19 protein-coding genes are annotated in these 21046 nt (G+C 69.9%); 9 read left to right on the top strand and 10 right to left on the bottom strand.

Features of this window, described 5'->3' with window-relative positions; all coding sequences use genetic code 11:
* Nucleotides 1-19 precede the first annotated feature (19 nt).
* Nucleotides 20-1627, bottom strand: a complete 1608-nt coding sequence (mdlC, locus tag CFB34_RS27200; protein ID WP_089441321.1) for a benzoylformate decarboxylase — start codon at nt 1625-1627, stop codon at nt 20-22.
* A gap of 99 nt (nt 1628-1726) precedes the next feature.
* Between mdlC and CFB34_RS27195 the strand changes: the two genes are divergently transcribed.
* From CFB34_RS27195 to CFB34_RS27180, 4 genes are all read left to right on the top strand, one after another.
* Entirely contained in the window at nt 1727-2638 is a 912-nt protein-coding gene (locus tag CFB34_RS27195; RefSeq protein WP_179243657.1) for a LysR family transcriptional regulator, read from the top strand.
* A 184-nt stretch (nt 2639-2822) separates the two neighbouring features.
* A complete protein-coding gene (gene dalD, locus CFB34_RS27190) occupies nt 2823-4217 on the top strand; it encodes a D-arabinitol 4-dehydrogenase (protein ID WP_089440892.1) in 1395 nt (464 codons plus the stop codon).
* A gap of 83 nt (nt 4218-4300) precedes the next feature.
* Nucleotides 4301-5782: a xylulokinase gene (xylB, locus tag CFB34_RS27185; protein WP_089440893.1), complete on the top strand. Its 1482-nt coding sequence runs from the start codon at nt 4301-4303 to the stop codon at nt 5780-5782.
* A 132-nt stretch (nt 5783-5914) separates the two neighbouring features.
* Nucleotides 5915-6862: a sugar-binding transcriptional regulator gene (locus CFB34_RS27180; RefSeq protein WP_089440894.1), complete on the top strand. Its 948-nt coding sequence runs from the start codon at nt 5915-5917 to the stop codon at nt 6860-6862.
* A gap of 52 nt (nt 6863-6914) precedes the next feature.
* Here the strand turns inward: CFB34_RS27180 and CFB34_RS27175 are convergent, their stop codons facing one another.
* A complete protein-coding gene (locus CFB34_RS27175) occupies nt 6915-8126 on the bottom strand; it encodes an MFS transporter (protein WP_089440895.1) in 1212 nt (403 codons plus the stop codon).
* A 163-nt stretch (nt 8127-8289) separates the two neighbouring features.
* Between CFB34_RS27175 and CFB34_RS27170 the strand changes: the two genes are divergently transcribed.
* Complete coding sequence (locus CFB34_RS27170) at nt 8290-9174, top strand: LysR family transcriptional regulator (protein ID WP_089440896.1); 885 nt, start codon at nt 8290-8292, stop codon at nt 9172-9174.
* A gap of 26 nt (nt 9175-9200) precedes the next feature.
* Here the strand turns inward: CFB34_RS27170 and ugpC are convergent, their stop codons facing one another.
* From ugpC to CFB34_RS27130, 8 genes are all read right to left on the bottom strand, one after another.
* Nucleotides 9201-10310 (bottom strand): sn-glycerol-3-phosphate ABC transporter ATP-binding protein UgpC, encoded by a 1110-nt coding sequence (ugpC, locus tag CFB34_RS27165; protein ID WP_089440897.1) that lies wholly within the window; start codon nt 10308-10310, stop codon nt 9201-9203.
* Nucleotides 10311-10372: 62 nt separating this feature from the next.
* Nucleotides 10373-11059 carry an HAD-IA family hydrolase gene (locus tag CFB34_RS27160; RefSeq protein WP_089440898.1) on the bottom strand — a complete coding sequence of 229 codons (687 nt, stop codon included), beginning with the start codon at nt 11057-11059 and terminating at the stop codon, nt 10373-10375.
* Nucleotides 11056-11907 carry a carbohydrate ABC transporter permease gene (locus tag CFB34_RS27155; RefSeq protein WP_089440899.1) on the bottom strand — a complete coding sequence of 284 codons (852 nt, stop codon included), beginning with the start codon at nt 11905-11907 and terminating at the stop codon, nt 11056-11058. The genes CFB34_RS27160 and CFB34_RS27155 overlap by 4 nt, the downstream gene beginning before the upstream one ends.
* A complete protein-coding gene (locus tag CFB34_RS27150) occupies nt 11904-12857 on the bottom strand; it encodes a sugar ABC transporter permease (protein ID WP_089440900.1) in 954 nt (317 codons plus the stop codon). Before CFB34_RS27150 ends, CFB34_RS27155 begins: the two co-directional genes overlap by 4 nt.
* A gap of 99 nt (nt 12858-12956) precedes the next feature.
* Entirely contained in the window at nt 12957-14282 is a 1326-nt protein-coding gene (locus CFB34_RS27145) for a sugar ABC transporter substrate-binding protein (protein WP_089440901.1), read from the bottom strand.
* A gap of 58 nt (nt 14283-14340) precedes the next feature.
* Complete coding sequence (locus CFB34_RS27140; RefSeq protein ID WP_089440902.1) at nt 14341-15699, bottom strand: D-tagatose-bisphosphate aldolase, class II, non-catalytic subunit; 1359 nt, start codon at nt 15697-15699, stop codon at nt 14341-14343.
* On the bottom strand, nt 15687-16643 hold the full coding sequence (locus CFB34_RS27135; protein ID WP_089440903.1) for a sugar kinase: 957 nt from the start codon (nt 16641-16643) through the stop codon (nt 15687-15689). Before CFB34_RS27135 ends, CFB34_RS27140 begins: the two co-directional genes overlap by 13 nt.
* 96 nt (nt 16644-16739) lie before the next feature.
* Nucleotides 16740-17516, bottom strand: coding sequence for an L-iditol 2-dehydrogenase (locus CFB34_RS27130; RefSeq protein WP_089440904.1), 777 nt, complete (start codon nt 17514-17516; stop codon nt 16740-16742).
* Nucleotides 17517-17845: 329 nt separating this feature from the next.
* Between CFB34_RS27130 and CFB34_RS27125 the strand changes: the two genes are divergently transcribed.
* Genes CFB34_RS27125 through CFB34_RS27110 form a run of 4 tightly spaced genes read left to right on the top strand, consistent with a single transcriptional unit; the run spans nt 17846 to nt 20949 of the window.
* Nucleotides 17846-18307, top strand: coding sequence for a Fur family transcriptional regulator (locus CFB34_RS27125; RefSeq protein ID WP_011353040.1), 462 nt, complete (start codon nt 17846-17848; stop codon nt 18305-18307).
* A gap of 46 nt (nt 18308-18353) precedes the next feature.
* The gene (locus tag CFB34_RS27120; RefSeq protein WP_089440905.1) at nt 18354-19268 is read left to right on the top strand and encodes a metal ABC transporter solute-binding protein; all 915 of its coding nucleotides are present in this window, start codon (nt 18354-18356) and stop codon (nt 19266-19268) included.
* Between the two features lie 15 nt (nt 19269-19283).
* Nucleotides 19284-20174 (top strand): ABC transporter ATP-binding protein, encoded by an 891-nt coding sequence (locus CFB34_RS27115; protein ID WP_089440906.1) that lies wholly within the window; start codon nt 19284-19286, stop codon nt 20172-20174.
* Nucleotides 20167-20949, top strand: coding sequence for a metal ABC transporter permease (locus CFB34_RS27110; protein ID WP_089441323.1), 783 nt, complete (start codon nt 20167-20169; stop codon nt 20947-20949). Before CFB34_RS27115 ends, CFB34_RS27110 begins: the two co-directional genes overlap by 8 nt.
* Nucleotides 20950-21046: the final 97 nt, after the last annotated feature.

The raw sequence follows: 21046 nt of genomic DNA, 5'->3' as shown, positions 1-21046 counted from the left end.
GTATTGCGCATCACGTCATTCAGGCAATTTCGACTTCGACGACGACCGGCGTCGCCGCACGCAGCGCGTCGGTCAACGTGTCGCGCAGGCGCGTGGCATCGGTCACGCGTACGCCCCGGCAGCCCATCCCTTGCGCGAGCGCGACGAAATCCAGGTTCGGCAGATCGGTGCCCTGCACGGGATCGTCCGGGCCGAAGCCGAACACCGGCGCGAAATCCTGCAGCGCCGCGTAGCGCCGGTTATTGAGGATCACGAACGTGATCGGCAGCTTCAGCTGCGCGGCGCTCCACAGGGCCTGGATCGAATACAGGCTCGACCCGTCGCCGATCAGCCCGATCACGCGCCGGCCCGGCTGCGCGAGCGCGACGCCGACAGCGGCCGGCATCCCGTAGCCGAGCCCGCCGCTGTCCATCGTGTAGAACGTGCCGCTGCGCGTGAACGGCAGGTGTTCCTGCATCACGGGCCGTGCACTCGGCGCTTCCTCGACGACGATGTCGTGCGTGTCGCGCACGTCCGCGAGCGTCTGCAGCGCGAACGCGACCGACATGCGCTCGCCGGCGGCCGGCGGTTCGACGCGCGCACGCGGCGGCCGCGGCGCGGGCATCGGCCGCTCGGGCGGCGCCGGGCGCGCGAGCAGGTCGCGCGCGGCGAGCCGCAGGTTGCCGACGACCGCATCGCCCGACGGCGTCCATGCGGCGATGCCCGGATCGTCGACGAGCTGCACGAGCGTCGCGCCCGGCGGCACGTGCGGGCCGAAGCCCTCGATGTGATAGGTGAACGCGGGCGCGCCGAACGCGAACACGAGATCGTGCCCGTCGAGCCGCGCGACGATCTTCTCGCGGATCGCGGGCAGGAAGCCGGCGAACAGCGGATGGTCCTCGGGGAAACTGCAGCGCCCCGACATCGGCGCGACGTACACGCGCGCACGGTGCCGCTCGGCGAGCCGCACGACGTCGTCCCACGCGCCGGCGCGATCGACGGCCGCCCCGACCACGAACGCCGGACGCCGTGCGGCGTCGAGCCCATCGCCGAGCCGCGCGAGCGCGTCCGGGTCGGGCCGCACGACGCTGCTGACGTCGCGGCGCGGCAGCAGCTCGGCCGGCTGGTCCCAGTCGTCGACCGGGATCGACACGAACACGGGGCCGCGCGGTTCCTGCATCGCGATGCGGTACGCACGCGCGATCGCGGCCGGCACGTCCTGCGCACGCGCGGGCTCGATGCTCCACTTCACGTACGGCTTCGGCAGCTCGGCGGCCTGCGTCGCGCCGAGGAACGGGTCGAACGGCAGAATCGCGCGTGCCTGCTGGCCCGCGGTGACGATCAGCGGCGTGCGGTTCTTGAAGGCGGTGAAGAGATTGCCCATCGCGTTGCCGACGCCCGCCGCCGAATGCAGGTTGACGACCGCCGCATTGCCGGTGGCCTGCGCATGGCCGTCGGCCATCCCGACCACGACGGCTTCATGCAAGCCGAGCACGTAGCGGAAATCGTCCGGGAAGTCGCGGAACATCGGCAGCTCGGTCGAGCCGGGATTGCCGAACACGCGGTCGATGCCGAACTGGCGAAGCAGGTCGATCACCGCATCGCGAACGGTGATCGGTGCGGCGGAAGGGGGCGTAGGGCCGGACATGCTCGGGCGTCTCCTCGATGGCTTGGCGGTTTCCACAGTATCGAAGCGCGAGTCATTCTCGGATACTGTATTTTTTGCGATAAGCCATACCGTTTCGACATGAGTTTCGATCTCCGACAATTGCGCGCCTTCACGACGATCGTCGCGTGCGGCAGCCTCGGCCGCGCGGCCGACGCACTGCACGTGACGCAGCCGGCGCTGAGCCGGATCCTGAAGCGGCTCGAGGACCAGGTCGGCGCGCCCCTGTTCGAGCGCCATTCGAAGGGCGTGCAGCTCACCGCGTTCGGCGAGGCGCTGCTGCCGCACGCGACGCTGCTGCAGCACGAGGCCGAGCACGCGCGCGAGGAGCTCGACGCGATGCGCGGGTTTGCGAAGGGCACGATCAAGGTCGGCACGGTGGGCAGCATCGCGAGCCTCGTGCTGCCGGTTGCGGTGGGCCATGTGCTCGACCGCTGGCCGAACCTGCGCGTCGAGATCATCGAAGGCGTGTGGGACCGGCTCGCGGAAGGGCTGAACAAGCACGAGATCGATCTCGCGCTGTCCGCGCACGGGCCCGACACCGACGAGATCGTCGCGATTCCCGAGTGCCGCTGGGAGGATCGCAGCCACATCGTTGCGGCGCCGCACCATCCGCTGCGCACGCTCGGCCGCGCGCCGACGCTCGCCGATACGCTGCATGCGCGCTGGGCGATTCCGCCGCGTGGCACCGCGCCGTTCGACCACATGCGCGCGACCTTCGACGCGCACGGGCTTGCGCTGCCCGACATCGCGGTCGAGACACGCTCGGTGACGACGCTGAAAAGCCTCGTCGCGCATGCCGGCTTCCTGAGCTGGATGGCCGAGCCGATGTACGGCGCCGAACAGCGCGCCGGCACGATCGACACGCTGCCCGTGCGCGAGGTCGTCGCGGTGCGTACGCTTACCGCGTTCCGGCGCCGTCACGGCATCCTGCCGGGGCCGGCCGGCAAGCTGCTCGAGGAACTCGTCGCATTGACCCGCGAAGGACGCTGACAACACTTTCCGCGCCGGCCGCCCGTTCGAGCCCTCCCCGCGCTGCCCGAACGCCGCCGCAGCGCACCATCGAAATGCCGTTTCCCCGCCTTGACTTTCGCTCGCCCGAATACGATCATTCGCTCACACAAAGAGCAAATGATCGTATTCGACAGGACTGTCAGGCACGAACAGGAGACACCGGATGAGCGCATCGCCCTCCGCCCGCACGCCCGTGCTGCTGCACATCGGCGCGGGCTCGTTTCACCGCGCGCACCAGGCGTGGTATCTGCATCGCGTGAACGCGGCCGTCCCGGCCGACGAGCGCTGGTCGCTGACCGTCGGCAACATCCGCGACGACATGCACGCGACGATGGACGCACTCGCCGCGCAGCACGGCGCCTACACGCTCGAAACCGTCACGCCGCAAGGCGAGCGCGCGTACGAGACGATCCGCGCGATCACGCGCGTGCTGCCGTGGTCGATCGACCTCGCCGCACTGATCGACGCCGGCGCCGACCCGGCCTGCCGGATCGTGTCGTTCACCGTGACCGAAGGCGGCTACTACCTCGACGAACACAACCGGCTCGACCTCGCGAACGCGGATCTCGCGGCCGACCTGCAGGGCGCGCGCACGACGCTGTACGGCGCGCTCGCGGCGCTGCTCGCCGAACGCGTGAAGCGCGGCGCGGGCCCGCTCACGCTGCAGAGCTGCGACAACCTGCGCAACAACGGCGCGCGCTTTCGCGCGGGGATGCGCGAATTCCTCGAACGGCGCGGTCAGGCCGATCTGCTCGCGTGGTTCGATGCGAACGTCGCGACACCGAGCGCGATGGTCGACCGCATCACGCCGCGCCCGACCGCCGACGTGCGCGAGCGCGTGCTGGCCGCCACCGGCTTCGACGACGCATGCCCGGTAATGGGCGAATCGTTCATCCAGTGGGTGATCGAGGACCGCTTCGCGGCCGGCCGTCCGAAGTGGGAAGTGGCCGGCGCCGAACTCGTCGACGACGTGCACCCGTACGAGGAAGCGAAGATCCGCATCCTCAACGCGACACACAGCTGCATCGCGTGGGCCGGCACGCTCGCGGGCCATACGTATATCCACGAAGGCACGCACGACGCGGCGATCCGCCGCTTCGCGCACGACTACGTGACGCAGGACGTGATCCCGTGCCTCACGCCGAGCCCGCTCGATCTCGCGCGCTACCGCGACGTCGTGCTCGAACGCTTCGGCAACCCGTACGTGCTCGACACGAACCAGCGTGTCGCGGCCGACGGCTTCTCGAAGATCCCCGGCTTCATCGCGCCGACGCTCGTCGAATCGTTCGCACGCGGCGCGGCGCCGGCCGCCACCGCCGTGCTGCCCGCGCTGTTCCTGCGCTTTCTCGAACGCTGGGCGCGCGGCGCGTTGCCGTACGCGTACCAGGACGGCGTGATGGACGAAAGCACCGCGCGCGCGATCGTCCAGGCCGACGACCCGGTTGTCGCGCTCGGCGCCAGCCGCGCGCTGTGGGGCTCGCTCGCCGGCAACGCGGCGCTGTTCGAGGCGCTGCGCGCCGGGCTCGCGCGAGTTGACGCATGGCTCGCGGCACGCTGACGCGCATCCGGGCGAACCTGCCTTGGCACGGGCGCGGCCACGCGGCTAAAGTAGCGACTCCCCACTGACGGAACGGATCGCTCATGTATCTCGGCATCGACCTCGGCACCTCGGAAGTGAAGGTGCTGCTGCTCGCCCCGGACGGCACGGTCGTCGGCACCGCCGGCTCGCCGTTCACCGTGTCGCGGCCGCATCCGCGCTGGGCCGAACAGCATCCGGACGACTGGTGGCAAGGCACGCTCGCCGCGCTCGCGGCGCTGCGCGAACGGCACCGCGACGCGTTCGCGGCCGTGCGCGGCATCGGTCTGTCGGGCCAGATGCACGGCGCCGTGCTGCTCGGCCGCGACGATCGCGTGCTGCGCCCCGCGATCCTGTGGAACGACATGCGCAGCGCCGACGAATGCGCGCTGCTCACCGAACGCGCGCCCGATCTCCATGCACTGGCCGGCAATCTCGCGATGCCGGGCTTCACCGCGCCGAAACTGCTGTGGGTCGCGAAGCACGAACCCGACGTGTTCGCGGCGACCGCCTGCGTGCTGATGCCGAAGGACTACCTGCGGTTCCGGCTGACCGGCGCGAAGGTGTCCGATCCGTCGGACGCCGCCGGCACGCTGTGGCTCGACGTCGCGCGCCGCGACTGGTCCGATGCGCTGCTCGCCGCGTGCGGGATGACGCGTGACCAGATGCCCCGCATCGTCGAAGGCAACGCGCCGTCCGGCACGCTGCGCGCCGATATCGCACGCGAACTCGGGCTGTCGGAAGCCGTCGTGGTGGCCGGCGGCGGCGGCGACAACGCGACAAGCGCGCTCGGCATCGGCGCGATCCACGCGGGCGACGGCTTCGTGTCGCTCGGCACCTCCGGCGTGCTGAGCGTGGTCGGCGATCGCTTCATGCCGAACCCCGCGTCGGCCGTCCATGCGTTCTGCCACGCGATTCCCGATCGCTGGCAATTGATGAGCGTCGTGCTGTCGGCCGCGAGCTGCCTGCGCTGGGTCTGCAAGCTGACCGGCACCGACGAGCCCGCGCTGCTCGCGGAAATCGAAACGCTCGACGCCGACGCGCTCGCGACGGCCCCGCTGTTCCTGCCCTACCTGTCCGGCGAGCGCACGCCGCACAACGACCCGTACGCGCAGGGCGTGTTCTTCGGAATGACGCATGCGACCGAACGCGCGCACCTCGGCTATGCGGTGCTCGAAGGCGTGACGCTCGGCCTCGCCGACGGTCTCGACGCGCTGCATGCGGCCGGCGTCGAAACCGACCAGCTGTCGCTGATCGGCGGCGGCGCGCGCAGCGCGTTCTGGGCGCAGCTGATCGCCGACGCGCTGAACGTGCGCACGCGCCAGCACGGCGGCGGCGAAACCGGCGCGGCGCTCGGCGCGGCACGGCTCGGCTGGCTGGCCGTCGGCGGCGATCCGCATGCGGTGCTGACCAAGCCGCCGGTGCGCGCCGAATACACGCCCGATGCCGCCCGCCATGCGCTGCTGCGCGAACGCCTCGATGCGTTCCGCGCGCTGTACCGTCACGTGCAGCCGCTGTACGAACCGTCGCGCGCACGGCTCGCATAAGCGCCGCACGCCGCGCGTGGCGGCCGTCGGCCGCGTGCGCGGCATGCGGTACAGTGGATGCCGCCATGCGGCCCACAGGCCCGCGGGGCGGCCCGCCGGGCGGCCCCCCCAGATCCGAACCGAATCGCTATCGTGTCCAAGTCCTCAGAAAAACTCGATCTCGCCACGCGTGCCGCGTGGCTCTACTACGTCGCGGGCGACACGCAGAACGAAATCGCGGAGAAGCTGCAGGTGTCGCGCCCGGTCGCGCAGCGTCTCGTCGCGTTCGCGGTCGAGAAGAACCTGATCCGCGTGCGCGTCGACCACCAGCTCGCCGACTGTCTCGATCTCGGCGCGCAGCTGTCGAAGCGCTACGGCCTCGCGATGTGCGAAGTCGTGCCCGTCGATGCCGATGCGCCGGACGCGATCGACCGCAAGCTCGCGGTCGCCGGTGCGCAGGTGATGGAGCGCTACCTGAACGAAACGCGGCCGATGGTGATCGCGGTCAGCAGCGGCCGGACGCTGAAGGCCGCGGTCGCGCAGATCGCGCAGATCGACCGCCCGCAGCACCGGCTCGTGTCGATGGTCGGCGCGATCGCCGCCGACGGCTCGTCGAACCGCTACGACGTCGCGCAGTACATCTCCGAAAAAACCGGCAGCAAGCACTTCCTGCTGCCCGCGCCGCTGTTCGCCGACAGCGACGCCGAGCGCGCGCAGTGGTGCAATCACCGGCTGTACCGGATCGTCGAGGCGCTGTCGGGCAAGGCCGATGTCGCGTTCGTCGGGATCGGCAACATCGGCCCGCACTGCCCGCTCTACGAAGACGGCTTCATCACCGAACAGGAGCGCGACGAGATGACCGCGCTCGGCGCGGTGGCCGAGCTGCTCGGCGTGCCGATCGACGCGCAGGGCACGCAGATCGCCGTATCGACGAGCGCGCGCGTGACGAGCGTCGCGCTCGCGACGCCGCCGAAGCGCCCGACGATCGCGTTCGCCGGCGGCCCGAAGAAACGCGACGCGGTGATCGCCGCCTTGCGCGGCGGCTGGCTGTCGGGGCTCGTCACCGACGAAACCTGCGCACGCGCCGCGCTCGACGCGTAAGCGGCCTGACGCCGAAGCCGCGCTCGGCGCACCGCGCGCGGCCGTCGAATGCTCAGGCCGCGTGCAGCGCCGGAAACGCGTGCCGGCGCGCACGCCACGCACCGACCCACGCGGCCGCCAGCAGCACGACGAGCACCCACGGAATCGCACCGGCGCCCGTCGCACCGAGCAGCATCCCGCCCGCGATGCCGCCGCCCGCGATCGCGAGGTTCCACACCGTCACGAGCATCGACTGCGCGACGTCGGCCGCCTCCCCCGCCGCGTTCGCGGCGGCGGTCTGGAACAGCGTCGGCGCACCGCCGAACGCGAGCCCCCACAGCGCGACGCCCGCGTAGACGATCGCCATGCCGGAGCCGGCGCCGAGCATCGCCGCGGCGATCGCGAACAGCGCGATGCTGGCGAGCGTCAGCCGGCGCTGCGCGGCGCCGATCCACGCGCCCGTCAGCGCGATGCCGACCAGCGACGCGATGCCGAACACGAACAGCACCACGTCGACCTGCGCGCCCATCCGTACGCCTGCGAGGAACGGCGCGACATACGTGTACAGCATGTTGTGCGCGAGCACGTACGCGAACATCACGGTCAGCACCGGCCGCACGCCGGGCAGCGTCATCACGCCGAGCACCGGCTCGCGTGCGCCGGCCTGCTGGCCCGGATAGTCGGGCACGCGCCAGCGGATCCAGCCGATCAACACGAGCGCCGCGACCGTGATCCCCGCGAACGCGATGCGCCAGCCGAACATCGCACCGAGCGCGGTACCGGCCGGAATGCCGATCGACATCGCCGTCGGTATGCCGAGCATCGCAACCGCGATCGCGCGGCCGCGCAGCGACGGGTCGACCAGCCGGCTCGCGTAGCCCGCCAGCAGCGCCCACAGCAGCCCGGCCGACATCCCGGCGACGAAGCGCGCGGCCAGCGTGAGCGCGTAGTACGGCGATGCGGCCGTCAGCGCATTCGATACGACGAAGCCGGCGAGCGCAGCAAGCAGCAGCCGGCGCCGGCGCACCGCGCGCGTCGCGGCGACGAGCGGAATCGCCGCGACGATCGAGCCGAGCGCGTAGACGGTCACCAGTTGGCCGATCAGCGCCTCGGTCACGCGCAGGTCGGCGCTCATCAGCGGCAACAGGCCGGCCGGCAGCGCTTCGGTGAGGATCGTGATGAAGCCGGCCGTCGCGAGCGCCAGCAGGTTCGCGACCGGCAGGCGCTGCGCCGCCTGCAGCGGCTGGCCGGCAACCCGGCCGTCCATCGACGGGCAGTCGCTCATGACGCGCTCCCGGCATCGACGCGACGGGCGGTGACAGGCAGGAATGACATGGCGTGACCTCGAACAGTGAAGGAACGCCCATCGTAGGGAGCCGGCGCCCGAAGAAAAACCGGGGTAGAGTTCCTGACAATCCGGACGCCAGCGTCCGCAATCGGGAACTCGCATGGAAAATCTCGGCGGCTTTGTCGTGTTCGTCCAGGTCGCGGAAACGCGCAGTTTCGTCGCGGCCGGCCGCGCGCTCGGGTTATCGGCGTCGGCGATCGGCAAGCGCATCGCACGGCTCGAGGCGCGCCTGAACGTGCGACTCTTTCACCGCAGCACGCGCAGCATCACGCTGACGGCCGAAGGCGCGCGCTTTCTCGAACGGTGTCGGCGCGTGCTCGCGGAGATCGACGCGGCCGAACAGGAACTGACGCACAGCGCCGAAGCGCCGCGCGGGCGCTTGCGCGTGAGCCTGCCGGCGATCGGCACACTGCTGCTGCCGGTGCTCGCCGATTTCATGGCCGCGTATCCGGAGATCGAGCTCGACATCGATTTCAGCGACCGGCTCGTCGACGTCGTCGACGAAGGCTTCGACGCGGTGCTGCGCACCGGCCAGCCGTCGGATTCGCGGCTGTCGTCGCGGCTGCTCGGCCATTTCCGCCAGCACCTCGTCGCGTCGCCCGACTATCTCGAACGGCACGGCGCGCCACGCACGCCGGCCGATCTCGCGCGGCACCGCTGCCTGCACTACCGCTTCCCGAGCAGCGGCCGGCTCGAAATCTGGCCGTTGCGCGCATCGCGCGCCGGCACGCCGCCGGAGGTGCCCGTATCGATGGTCAGCAACAACGCGGAAACACGGCTGTGCTTCGCGCTGCGCGGGCTCGGCATCGCCTGCCTGCCGGAGTTTTTCGTCCACGACGCGCTGGCCGAAGGCACGCTGCGCACGGTGCTCGACGAACACGTCGAGAGCCGCACGCCGTTCTACGTGCTGTGGCCGTCAGGCCGCCACCCGACGCCGAAGCTGCGCGCGTTCGTCGACTACGTGGCCGAGCACCTGCGCCTCTGAGCACCGCAGGCGCACGTGCCGACGCGTCACGCCGCCTTCGCGTGCACGCTCAACCGCCGGAACGCCTGCCCGTGCTCGTCGAACAGATGGCAGTGCTCGGCCTGCGCATGCACATGCAGCGCCTCGCCGGTGCGGTACGTGTCGAGCGGTGGAATCCGCGCGATCAGCCCGTCCGGCGCGACCGCTGACTCCGCATACAGATACGCGGCGTCACCGAGCGACTCGACGGCCATCGTCCGCGCGGCGACGCCCGCCGCCGCCGCATCGACCACCAGATGCTCGGGCCGTACGCCGACCGTCACCGCCGCACCACGCTGCAAGCCCGCCGCGTCGACCGCGACACGCTGCGTCTCGCCGCTGTCGAAACGCACGAGCACGCCGCCCGCGTCGACCGCTTCGACGGTGCCCTTCAGGAAGTTCATCTTCGGCGAGCCGATGAAGCCCGCGACGAACTGGTTCGCCGGCGCGTGGTACAGCTCGTTCGGCGTCCCGACCTGCTGCACCGCGCCGCCCGACAGCACGACGATCTTGTCGGCGAGCGTCATCGCCTCGACCTGGTCGTGCGTCACGTAGATCATCGTCGTCTTCAGCTCGTCGTGCAGCCGCGCGAACTCCAGCCGCATCTTCACGCGCAGCGCCGCGTCGAGGTTCGACAGCGGCTCGTCGAACAGGAACACCTTCGGCTTGCGCGTGATCGCGCGGCCGATCGCGACGCGCTGCCGCTGGCCGCCCGACAGCTGCTTCGGCTTGCGGTCGAGCAGGTGGTCGATGTGCAGGATCTTCGCGGCCTGCTTCACGGCCTGGTCGATCTCCGGCTTCTTCGCGCCTGCGAGCTTCAGGCCGAACGCCATGTTGTCGTACAGCGTCATGTGCGGGTACAGCGCATACGACTGGAACACCATCGCGATGCCGCGCTTCGCGCTCGGCACGTCGTTGACCTTCGCGCCGTCGATCACCAGGTCGCCGCTCGAAATATCCTCGAGGCCGGCGATCATCCGCATCAGCGTGGATTTGCCGCAGCCGCTCGGGCCAACGAACACGACGAATTCGCCGTCGGCGATGTCGAGGTTCACGTTGCGCAGCACTTCGGTGTCGTCGTAGCGCTTCGCGATGTTGCGCAGGAGCACGCTTGCCATGATCTGTCTCCGTTCGTTCGTGATGCGCCGCGTCGAACGCGGCGCGCAATCATTCGGGGTGGCTAGTTCGGCAGCACCGCGCCGGTCGCCTGCCAGCGCGCGACGTAGCCGGGCAGCTCGTGCATGTCGTCGAACACATGCCGCGCGCCGATGCCGCGCAGCGCGTCGATCTGCGCGGCCGACGCATGCCCGCCGCCGACGAAGCCGAGCACGGTCATGCCGGCCGCGGCGGCCGCGGTGATGCCGGTCACGCTGTCCTCGACCACGAGGCACTGGGCCGGCGCGACGCCGAGCGTGCGCGCCGCCGCGAGATACACGTCGGGCGCCGGCTTCGGCCGCGCGACGGCGTCCGCGCAGAACAGCCGGTCGCCGAAGAAGCGCGCGAGGCCCGTGCGGGCGAGCGCCGCCTCGACGTATGCGCGGTAGCTGTTGCTCGCGCAGGCCGTCGTCAGCTCGATCGCGGCCAGCGCCGCATCGATGCCGTCGACCATCGGCGCCTTGACGGCCGCCGCCTCGACCGCCGCGCGGATCTCCACGACGTCGTCGTTCGACAGCGTGCGGCCGAGCGCGTCGCTCGCGCCGGCCAGCACGCGCTCGATGCGCAGCCCGAGCAGCGGCATCACGGCCGGCCGCGAATCCGCGCCCGGCCAGCGGGCATCGAGTTCGCGCACGAGCACGTCGGCCGCCACCGCCTCGCTGTCGATCAGCACGCCGTCGCAATCGCAGATCAGGACGTTCGTCGCGGTCATTTGACGGCTCCGAACGTGAGCCCGCGCACGAGCTGCTTCTGCGACAGCCAGCCGACGATCAGGATCGGCGCGACCGCGAGCAGCGACGCCGCGGACAGCTTCGCCCAGAACAGCCCCTCGGGGCTCGAGTACGACGCGATGAACACGGTCAGCGGCGCCGCGTTCGAGCTCGACAGGTTGATGCTCCAGAACGCCTCGTTCCACGACAGGATCACGAGCAGCAGCGCGGTGGACGCGAGCCCCGGCAGCGCCATCGGCATCAGCAGGTAGACGATCTCCTGCCACGTCGACGCGCCGTCGATGCGCCCGGCCTCGAGGATGTCCTTCGGGATCTCGTTGAAGTACGTGAAGGTCATCCACACCGCGATCGGCAGGTTGATCAGCGTGTAGACGATCACGAGGCCCGACACGGTATCGAGCAGCCCCGCGTTTTTCCACAGCAGGTAGATCGGCACGAGCACGCCGACCGACGGCATCATCTTCGTCGACAGCATCCACAGCAGCACCTTCTGCGTGCGATGGTTCGGGAAGAACGCCATCGCGTACGCGGCCGGCACCGCGAACAGCAGCGAGATCACCGTGACGCCCGCCGAGATCAGCACCGAGTTCCACGCGAACGCGAAGTAGTTGCTGCGCGCGAACACCTCGCGGAAGCTGTCGAGCGTCGGGATGAAGAACAGCGACGACGCATACGCCTGCTGCTCGGTCTTGAACGCGGTGATCGCCATCCAGAAGATCGGGAAGAACAGCAGCAGCGCGATCAGCCACGCGAGCGTGCCGGGCAGCGCGCGCCGCACGAGGTCGAACACGGCCGGCACGCGCCGGCCTTCGAAGGTCAGGTCGCTCATTTCTCGTACTCTCCCTTCAGGTTGCGCGCGAGCATCCGCACGAGGAAGAACGACACGACGTTCGCGACCACCACGGCGATGATGCCGCCCGCGGACGCGAGGCCGACGTCGAACTGCTGCAGGCCGAGCGCGTAGATCAGGTACGACAGGTTGGTCGTCGCGTTGCCGGGGCCGCCGCCGGTCGTCGTGTAGATCTCCGCGAAGATCGACAGCAGGAAGATCGTCTCCATCATCACGACCACGGCGATCGCGCGCTTCAGGTGCGGCAGCGTGATGTAGAAGAACATCGCGATCGGGCCCGCGCCGTCGATGCGCGCGGCTTCCTTCTGCTCCTGGTCGAGCGACTGGATCGCGGTGAACAGGATCAGGAACGCGAACGGCAGCCACTGCCACGCGACGATGACGATCACGGCGGTAAGCGGGTAGTCGGCGAACCAGTCGATCGGCGTCATCCCGAGCGCGCGCATCGCGTTCGCGACGAGCCCGTACACCGGGTGCAGGATCATGTTCTTCCAGATCAGCGCGGACACCGTCGGCATCACGAAGAACGGCGCGATCGCGAGCAGGCGCGCGACGCCCTGCCCGTAGAACTTGCGGTCGAACAGCACCGACATCAGCACGCCGCCGATCACCGTGATCGCGAGCACCGCGCCGATCAGCACGAGCGTGTGCCAGATCGCGGGCAGGAACGACGGATCGGTCGCGAGGAAGCGGTAGTTGTCGAGCCCGGCGAAGCCCTTCACGTCCGGGTTCAGCAGGTTGTAGCGCGAGAACGAATACCAGATCGTCATCGCGAGCGGAATCGACATCCACAGCAGCAGCACCGCGACGGACGGCGAGACGAGCCAGCTCGCACCGCCGCGCGCGCGGCGCGGCGCGCCGGGCGGCGACGACGCGTCGCCGACCGACGGCGCGTGAGCGTGACTCAGGGGAAGACGCAGGTGACGCATGATCGGAGTCCCTCCGGTTGATGCGCGGGCGCGAAGGCCTGCCCGCCTGTCAGCTTCGACGACGCGCACCGTGCGCCACCGCGCACGGTGCGGGCCGCGTTACTTCTTGTAGCCGGCCTGCCGCACCGCGCGGTCGGCGGCGGCCTGCCCGGCAGCCAGCGCCTGGTCGACCGTCATCTGGCCGGCCACCGCTCCCGCGATCGACTGGCCGACCACCGTGCCGAACGACTGGAATTCAGGAATCCCGACGTACTGCACGCCCGTGTACGGCACCTTCTTCAGCGACGGAGCGTTCGGGTCGGCCGTCTCGATCGCCTTCAGCACGAAGTCCGAGAACGGCGCGGCGGCCTTGTACTCGGCGCGCTGATAGGTCGACGTGCGCGTGCCCGGCGGCACCGACGCCCAGCCTTCGTCCTTGCCGACCATCTCGATGTACTGCTTCGACGTCGCCCACGCGATGAACTTGCGCGCGGCGTCCTGCTGCTTCGACGTCTTCGGCACGGCCAGCGCCCAGGCCCACAGCCAGTGCGAACCCTTCGGCGTCGCGGCGACCGGCGCGGCCGCGAAGCCGATCTTGTCGGCCACCTGCGACTGCTGTTTGTTATAGAGCATGCCGGCCGCGACCGTCGCATCGATCCACATCGCGCACTTGCCGGACGCGGTCAGCGTCAGGTTCTCGTTGAAGCCGTTCGAGCTGGCGCCCGGCGGGCCGTTCTTCTTCAGCAGGTTCACGTAGAAATTGATCGCCTTCTTCCATTCCGGCGACGTCAGCTGCGCGTTCCAGTTCTCGTCGAACCAGCGCCCGCCGTACGTGTTCACGACCGTCGACACGTACGCCATGTTCTCGCCCCACCCCGCCTTGCCGCGCAGGCAGATCCCGTAGGTGCCCTTCGCCTTGTCGGTGAGCTTGTCCGCGAATTCCGCGATCTGGTCGTAGGTCGGCTGGTCGGGCATCTTCAGCCCCTTCGCCGCGAACAGGTCCTTGCGGTAGAACGTCATCGAGCTTTCGACGTAGAACGGCAGCGCGTACAGCTGGCCGTTGTACGACAGGCTGTCGCGCGCGGTCTTCACGATGTCGTTCAGGTCGTAGTCGGCGGGCAGGCCGGTCATCGGCGCGAGCCAGCCGCGCTTGCCCCACTGCGGCGTCTCGTAGGTGCCGATCGCCATCACGTCGAACTGACCGCTGCCGGTCGTGATGTCGGTCGTCGCGCGCTGGCGCAGCACGTTCTCCTCGAGGATCACCCAGTTCAGCTTGATGTCCGGGTTCGCCTTCTCGAAGGCCGGCGACAGCTTCTTCAGCTCGATCATGTCGGGATTGTTCAGCGTCGCGATCGTCAGCGTGCCGGCGGACGCGGCGCAGGCCGCCGTCGCGAGCGCGGCTCCGGCGAAGCAGCGTGCGGCGGCGTCGAGCATCTTTCGTTGCATGGCATGTCTCCTGTGTTTGTTCGAAGTGTCGTCGGTACTGCGTTTCCTTCGCGGCCCGTCACGCCGGCCGCTGCATTCCGCACGCGCGCGCATAGTGCGCGATCACGTCGCGTATCCGGTGGCGCACCCACGCGCGCGGCTCTTTCGCGAGGCCGCCCGCGCGGCAGGCCGCGTACACGTCCGGCAACCACTGCGCGACGAGCGTTTCCGGCACCGGCTGCCGCGCGAGGTTGTCGAACAGTTGCTCGACCGCGGCCGCGACGGCCGGCTGCAGCCAGTAGTAGCGGATCCGGTCGCTGTAGCTGAACTGGCGCGCGAGCCGCTGCGCGGTTTCGTCGCCGCGGTAGTACGGTGCCCAGTGCTCGGGCTGCGCGCGCATCGCGGCGTCGACGACGTCGCGCAACCGCGAGCGCTGCGCGACGTCGTCGATCAATGCGTCCTCGATGAAGGTCAGCGCGAACAGCGCCTCGCGCAGCGCGAACGTCAGCGCGGGGCCGACCTTCAGCACCGCGAAGTGGTCGCGCACGAGCGCGGCGAGCGCACCCTCGGTCTGGTAGTCGGTCGAATGCGCCTCGAACACGAGGCCCGGTGTCTGCAGGATACTCGCGCCGAGCGACGCGGCCTTGGCGCTGTCGTAGTCGAGCACGTGGCGATCGTCGAAGTCGACCCCTGGCTGCGCGACGATCGCGACGACGCGCGTCCACGCATCGTCGAGCCCGGCCGCCGCGAACGCGTGGCGGTGCGCGTCGAGCGTCGCCGCGATGCTGTCGCTGCGCGTGACCGCGATCTGCGCGATCGCGGCGTCGCCATCGTCGCCGCTGCCGCTGACTTCGCCGCCCGGCGTCGGCACCTCGGTGCCGATCACGTAGACGGGCGCGATGCCGGCGCGCGCCGCCGCGTCTTCAGCCGCGCGGCACAGCTCGGCCGCGCGCGCGGCGATCGTGTGATCGTCGAGCCGCGCCGGATCGTCCGCGCACGCCATGCTCGCATCGAGGTGGATCTTTTCGAAGCCGGCTTCGACGTACGCGGCGACCATCGCACACGCTTCGCGCATCGCGTCGGCCGCGCGGCGATGCCGCCACGGGTTCGGGCCGAGGTGGTCGCCGCCGAGCACGAGCGCCGACGGCGGCAGCCCGCAACGCTGCGCGATCGCGTCCACGTCGCGGCGGAAATCGGCGGGCGTCATGCCCGTATAGCCGCCGAGATGGTTGACCTGGTTGCAGGTCGCCTCGATCAGCAGCGGCGAACCGTCCGCGCGCGCCGCTTCGCACGCGGCCTCCAGCACGAGCCGGTGCGCGCTGCAGATCGAATAGATGCCGCGCTGCGCATCCGCGCGGTTCGCGTCGAAGATCATCCGCAGCACGGCGTCCGCGTGCGCGGGGCGCGAACGTTCGGCGAAGGTCGTCAGGCCGGACATGCGATACCTCGTTCGGTCAGGAAACGGTCGATTTCGGCCGCGCTGCTGTTGCCCTCCATCGGGCCGCGCCGCGTGACCGCGATCGCCCCGGCCGCGTTCGCGCGGCGCAGCGCGACCTCGATCGGCACGCCGGCGACGAGGCTCGCGACCAGCGTGCCGCCGAAGCAGTCGCCGGCGCCGGTCGGATCGACTTCGTCGACCTGGAACGCCGGCGCTTGCACACAGTTCGCGCGATCGAACGCGACGCTGCCGTGCGCACCGCGTTTCAGCACGACGCGCTCGAGCAGCGGATGCGTCGCGAGCAGGCCCGCGATCGCGCGCTCGGCCGGCTGCGGCCCGCAGAAGAACGGCAGGTCGGCTTCGCTCGGCAGGAACAGGTGGCACGCGGCGAGCATCTCGTCGAGCGCCGCGCGCATCGGGCGGAAACTCAGCATCTCGGGCCGTACGTTCGGATCGAACGACACTTTCGCGCCGGCGCGCGCGGCCTCGATCACGCCGCGCTGCACGGCCGCGATCGCCGATTCGCTCGTCAGCGACGAACCCATCACGTGGAAGTAGCGGCAGCCGTCGAACATCGCGGTATCGACATCGGACGCATCGACGCACGCGGCCGCACTGGTGGACAGCGTGAACACGAAGCTGCGCGAACCATCGTCGCGATACGCGACGAACGCGGTGCCGGTCGGGCGCGCGACGCGGCGGATGCGCGCGACGTCGACACCGTCGCGTTCGAGCCGCGCGACGATCGCGTCGCCGAATGCGTCGCGACCGACGCAGCCCGCATATGCGACGCTCACGCCGAGCCGCGCGGCCTGGTCGGCGAAGATCGCCGGCGCGCCGCTCGGGAACGGCCCCTCGAGCAGGCCCGGCGTATCGAAACCCTGACCGCGCTCGGCGGCGACGAATTCGGCGAGCAGTTCGCCGGCCACGACGATCTCGGCCATCAGGCTAACCCTCCTCGTTCGACGGCGGCCGCGACGTTCGGGGCGGCCACCTCATCGCAGGCCGGCCGGCGGGTGGCGCGTGCGAGCGACATCACGTCAGCTCATCCAGTTGCCGCCGTCGACGTTCAGCGTCTGGGCGGTGATGTAATCGGCGTCGGACGACGCGAGGAACAGCGCGGCGCCCGTCAGGTCGCCCGGCACGCCCATGCGGCCGAGCGGCACGGCTTCGCCGACGAGCCGCTTCTTCTCGCCGAGCGGCCGGTTCTCGTAGCGCGCGAACAGCGCATCGACCTGCTCCCACATCGGTGTGTCGACGACGCCCGGCGCGATGCCGTTCACGTTGATCCGGTGCGGCGCGAGCGCGAGCGCGGCCGACTGCGTGTAGCTGATCACCGCGGCCTTGGTCGCGCAGTAGTGCGAAACGAGCGCCTCGCCACGACGCCCGGCCTGCGACGACATGTTGATGATCTTGCCGCCACGGCCCTGCTCGACCATCCGCTGCGCGACGGCCTGCATCAGGAAGAACAGCCCTTTCACGTTGACCGAGAACAGCCGGTCGAACACGTCCCACGATTCGTCGAGGATCGGCCGCATGTCGAACAGCGCGGCGTTGTTGAACAGGATGTCGACGCCGCCGAAGCGCTCGACCGTCGTGGTGACGATCCGCTCGATGTCGTCGCGGCGCGTGACGTCCGCGGTGACGGCCACCGCACGGCCGGGGTTCGCCTCGATGAGCCGCGCGAGCGAGCCGCCTGCCGGCTTCAGGTCGACGAGCACGCAGCGTGCGCCCTCGTCCAGATAGCGTTGCGCGACCGCCTCGCCGATGCCGCTTGCGGCGCCCGTCAGGATCGCGACCTTGTCTTCCAGTCTCACTGGCTGTCTCCGGTTCGTTCTGCGTGTCGACGGTTGCGAGGTGAGCGAACGCTCGCCAACCGATCAATTGCTCTGTTGGTGATCGAATGATCGGATACGCGATTCGCGCTGTCAAGGCAACGTGACGGCTTTCTATGACGCGCTGCGGCACAACGGCGCAGCATGGCGGCCCGCCGCGCACGCCCGGCAAGGCGCGGCGCGCACGGTGCGGCGCAGCCGGATCGGTGATGAAGGGGACGGAGCGAGGACGGAAACGGGATTTCGCGCTGCACGGCGCGGCGATACGTTATATCATCGCCATACTTTGTTTCATCGCGCTGCTTCACGCCATGGCTACCTCATCGTCCATTGACGCCCGGCTGTCCCGGGCCGACGCATTCGCCGCCGAGCACGGGCTCGCGTGGACGCCGCTGCGCCGCCAGGTCTACGAACGCGTGCTGGCCGCGCAGCGCCCGATCGGCGCGTACGACCTGCTCGCCGAGCTCGAGCCGCAGCGCGGCCGCGTGCCGCCCACGACCGTCTACCGCGCACTGGATTTCCTCGTCGAGCACGGCTTCATCCACCGGATCGAATCGAAGAACGCGTTCTTCGCGTGCTGCGAGATCGGCGTGCCGCACGAAGGCCAGTTCCTGATCTGCGACTCGTGCGGCGACACCGTCGAGATTCCCGGCGGCGACCTCGCGAAGCAGTTGTCCGCGAGCGAGCCCGCGCACGGTTTCGAAGTCCACCACCAGGTCGTCGAGCTGAGCGGCCTGTGCGGGCACTGCAAGCACAAGCCCGTGCAACGCTGACGCGTTTCGTGCGGCGCACGCGCCGCCCCTTCCAACGAGGAGTCCCATGTCCAATGCCCTGAAGCGCGCGCCGCGGCGTGCCTTGTCGCCTGTCCGCTGGCTCGCCGCCGCTGTCGCCGCCCTGTCGCTCGCGGCGCCCGCGTTCGCACAGGCCGCGACCGTCAACGTCGTGGCGGCCGAGAATTTCTACGGCGACGTCGCGTCGCAAATCGGCGGCAGCCATGTCGCGGTGACGAGCATCCTCAGCAATCCGGACCAGGATCCGCACCTGTTCGAAGCGAGCCCGAAGACCGCCCGCGCGCTCCAGCACGCGCAGGTCGTGATCTACAACGGCGCCAACTACGATCCGTGGATGAGCAAGCTGCTCGGCGCGTCGAAGCAGGCGAAGCGCGCGACGATCGTCGTCGCCGATCTGGTCGGCAAGAAGGCCGGCGACAACCCGCACCTGTGGTACGACCCGGCGACGATGCCGGCCACCGCGCGCGCGATCGCGGCCGAGCTCGGCCGCGCCGACCCGGCGAACAAGGCCGAATACGACGCGAACCTGCAGAAGTTCGTCGCGTCGCTGAAGCCCGTCGACGACAAGGTCGCCGCGCTGCGCGCGCAGTACAAGGGCGTGCCGGTCACGGCCACCGAGCCCGTGTTCGGCTACATGTCCGACGCGATTGGCCTCGACATGCGCAACCAGCGCTTCCAGCTCGCGACGATGAACGACACCGAGGCGAGCGCACAGGACGTCGCCGCGTTCGAGAACGACCTGCGCAAGAAGCAGGTGCGCGTGCTGATCTACAACAGCCAGGCTGAAGAACCGATGACCAAGCGCATGCTGAAGATCGCGCGCGACGGCGGCGTGCCGACCGTCAGCGTCACCGAGACGCAGCCGGCCGGCAAGACCTTCCAGCAATGGATGAGCGGCCAGCTCGACGCGCTCTCGACCGCGCTGGCCGCCGGCAAGAAATAAACACTCCGTAACGAAATGACCGCCACTCCTCACGCACTCGCCGTCGATCGCGTCACGCTCGAACTGGGCGGACGCACGATCCTGCGCGACGTCAGCTTCTCGATCGAACCCGGCGAATTCGTCGGCGTGCTCGGGCCGAACGGCGCGGGCAAGACGACGCTGATGCGCGCGGTGCTCGGCCTCGTGCCCGTGTCGGCCGGCACGCTGTCCGTCGGCGGTGTGCCGGTCGTGCGCGGCAACGCGTCGATCGGCTACATGCCGCAGATCAGGAGCGGCCTCGCGAACCGCCGGATGCGCGGCTACGACTTCGTCGCGATGGCCGCCGACGGCCACCGCTGGGGGCTGCCGCACACGAACGCGGCGACGCGCCGCGACGTCGACCGCGTGCTCGACCTCGTCGGCGGCACGACGCTCGCGCGCCGGCCGCTGTCGGAACTGTCCGGCGGCGAGCGGCAGCGCCTGCTGCTTGCGCAATGCCTGCTCGGCAACCCGAAGCTGCTGCTGCTCGACGAGCCGCTGATCAGCCTCGACCCGAACCACCAGCGCGGCGTCGTCGAACTCGTGCGCAACGTGCAGCGCGAGCTCGGCATCACCGTGCTGTTCTCCGCGCACGAACTGAATCCGCTGCTGAACGCGCTCGACCGCGTGCTGTATCTCGGCAACGGCGTTGCCGCGCTCGGCACCGTCGACGAGGTGATCACGAAGCCGGTGCTGTCACGGCTCTACGGTTCGCCGATCGACGTGATGCGCGTGAACGGCAAGATCTTCGTGATGTCGGGCGACGTCGAGATCGAGAAGCACGATCACGAACACGAGGACGACGACGGTCACTCGCACGGCGGTGGCGGCGGCCACGGCCATCACCACCACGGACACGCTCATCCCGGGCATTCGCACGATGTTTGAATACGACTTCATGATCAACGCCTTCGCGGCGTCGGGGATCGTCGCGGTGCTCGCGGGCATCGTCGGCTACTTCCTGGTGCTGCGCGGGCAGACCTTCGCCGGCCATGCGCTGTCGCACGTCGGCTTCACCGGCGCGACGGGCGCGGTGCTGCTCGGCATCTCGCCGATCTGGGGGATGGTCGGCTTCACGCTCGCGGCCGGCATCGGGATGGGCGCGCTCGGCGAGAAGCTCGCGGGCCGCGACGTCGCGATCGGCGTGATCCTGTCCGGTGCGCTCGGCTCCGGCCTGCTGTTCCTGCATTTCTATACGTCGTTCGCGACGCAGGTCACCGCACTGCTGTTCGGCAACGTGCTCGCGGTGAGCCACGACACGCTCGCGGTGCTCGCCGGCATCGGCGCGGTGAGCCTGCTCGCGCTCGCGCTGATCGCACGGCCGCTGCTGTTCGCGTCGCTGCAGCCTGAACTGGCCGAAGCCAAGGGCGTGTCGCTGCGCACGGTGTCGATGCTGTTCCTCGCGGTGTGCGCGCTCGCGGTGGCCGCCGCGACGCAGATCGTCGGCGTGCTGCTGGTGTTCACGCTGCTGGTCGGGCCGGCCGCCGCCGCGCAGAACGTGACGACGCGGCTGTCGACCGGCGTGCTGCTCGCCGCGCTGTTCGCGTTGTTCGAAGCGTGGCTCGGCATCGTGCTCGCGTATCACACCGACTGGCCGACGAGCTTCTGGATCACCGCGCTGTCGGCGCTCGTGTACGGCGCGAGCCTGTTGCGGCGCCACTGAGCGCCCCGCGGCAGATCACCATCTCGAGGTAGGTAATAAAAAACGCCGGCGTGCCCGAGGGCAGCGCCGGCGTTTTTTTATGCGCCCGCGATCGCGC

Origin of the sequence: Burkholderia sp. HI4860 (assembly GCF_002223045.2) — a bacterium.
In the GTDB taxonomy this organism is placed as follows: domain Bacteria; phylum Pseudomonadota; class Gammaproteobacteria; order Burkholderiales; family Burkholderiaceae; genus Burkholderia.
Note: the sequence above shows the minus strand (reverse complement) of the source record. Positions and strands in the feature narration are given on the sequence as shown.

What these genes read in the sequence shown, in the direction of transcription:
- CFB34_RS27170 (WP_089440896.1), top strand. Translation starts at nt 8,290, where the DNA reads ATGGAAAATCTCGGCGGCTTTGTCGTGTTCGTCCAGGTCGCGGAAACG.
- CFB34_RS27145 (WP_089440901.1), bottom strand. Translation starts at nt 14,282, where the DNA reads ATGCAACGAAAGATGCTCGACGCCGCCGCACGCTGCTTCGCCGGAGCC.
- mdlC (WP_089441321.1), bottom strand. Translation starts at nt 1,627, where the DNA reads ATGTCCGGCCCTACGCCCCCTTCCGCCGCACCGATCACCGTTCGCGAT.
- CFB34_RS27125 (WP_011353040.1), top strand. Translation starts at nt 17,846, where the DNA reads ATGGCTACCTCATCGTCCATTGACGCCCGGCTGTCCCGGGCCGACGCA.
- CFB34_RS27135 (WP_089440903.1), bottom strand. Translation starts at nt 16,643, where the DNA reads ATGGCCGAGATCGTCGTGGCCGGCGAACTGCTCGCCGAATTCGTCGCC.
- CFB34_RS27115 (WP_089440906.1), top strand. Translation starts at nt 19,284, where the DNA reads ATGACCGCCACTCCTCACGCACTCGCCGTCGATCGCGTCACGCTCGAA.
- dalD (WP_089440892.1), top strand. Translation starts at nt 2,823, where the DNA reads ATGAGCGCATCGCCCTCCGCCCGCACGCCCGTGCTGCTGCACATCGGC.
- CFB34_RS27150 (WP_089440900.1), bottom strand. Translation starts at nt 12,857, where the DNA reads ATGCGTCACCTGCGTCTTCCCCTGAGTCACGCTCACGCGCCGTCGGTC.
- CFB34_RS27195 (WP_179243657.1), top strand. Translation starts at nt 1,727, where the DNA reads ATGAGTTTCGATCTCCGACAATTGCGCGCCTTCACGACGATCGTCGCG.
- ugpC (WP_089440897.1), bottom strand. Translation starts at nt 10,310, where the DNA reads ATGGCAAGCGTGCTCCTGCGCAACATCGCGAAGCGCTACGACGACACC.
- CFB34_RS27155 (WP_089440899.1), bottom strand. Translation starts at nt 11,907, where the DNA reads ATGAGCGACCTGACCTTCGAAGGCCGGCGCGTGCCGGCCGTGTTCGAC.
- xylB (WP_089440893.1), top strand. Translation starts at nt 4,301, where the DNA reads ATGTATCTCGGCATCGACCTCGGCACCTCGGAAGTGAAGGTGCTGCTG.
- CFB34_RS27175 (WP_089440895.1), bottom strand. Translation starts at nt 8,126, where the DNA reads ATGAGCGACTGCCCGTCGATGGACGGCCGGGTTGCCGGCCAGCCGCTG.
- CFB34_RS27160 (WP_089440898.1), bottom strand. Translation starts at nt 11,059, where the DNA reads ATGACCGCGACGAACGTCCTGATCTGCGATTGCGACGGCGTGCTGATC.
- CFB34_RS27120 (WP_089440905.1), top strand. Translation starts at nt 18,354, where the DNA reads ATGTCCAATGCCCTGAAGCGCGCGCCGCGGCGTGCCTTGTCGCCTGTC.
- CFB34_RS27110 (WP_089441323.1), top strand. Translation starts at nt 20,167, where the DNA reads ATGTTTGAATACGACTTCATGATCAACGCCTTCGCGGCGTCGGGGATC.
- CFB34_RS27140 (WP_089440902.1), bottom strand. Translation starts at nt 15,699, where the DNA reads ATGTCCGGCCTGACGACCTTCGCCGAACGTTCGCGCCCCGCGCACGCG.